This window comes from Halomonas sp. ND22Bw, from assembly GCF_003011945.1.
Taxonomy (GTDB): domain Bacteria; phylum Pseudomonadota; class Gammaproteobacteria; order Pseudomonadales; family Halomonadaceae; genus Halomonas; species Halomonas halophila.
Map to the genome: position 1 here is coordinate 1 of NZ_PXWD01000196.1, position 433 is coordinate 433.

General features: G+C 73.7%; 1 protein-coding gene. It reads left to right on the top strand.

Annotation, left to right across the window (positions count from 1 at the left end; genetic code table 11):
* A partial coding sequence (locus CVH10_RS17655) for an alpha/beta fold hydrolase (protein WP_146143001.1) occupies positions 1-433 on the top strand: 433 nt, incomplete at both ends.

Here is a 433-nt window from a genome sequence, read left to right on the forward strand (position 1 = left end):
CCATCACGGCTGGCCGCTGAGTTCCGACGACTGGGACAGCCAGATGCTGTTCTTCCTCGGCCAGGGCTACCGCGTGATCGCCCATGACCGCCGCGGCCACGGCCGCTCCTCGCAGACCGCCACCGGCAACGCGATGGACACCTACGCGGCCGACGTCGTCGCGCTCGCCGCCGCCCTCGACCTCAGGGGCGCCATCCATGTGGGCCACTCCACCGGCGGCGGCGAGGTCGCGCGTTACGTCGCCCGCGCCGAGGCGGGCCGGGTCGCCAAGGCGGCGCTGATCGGCGCGGTCACCCCCGTGATGGTGAGGTCCGAGGCGAATCCCGGCGGCCTGCCGCTCGAGGTCTTCGACGGCTTTCGCGCGGCGCTGGCGGCCAACCGGGCGCAGTTCTACCGCGACGTGCCGGCCGGCCCGTTCTACGGCTTCAACCGG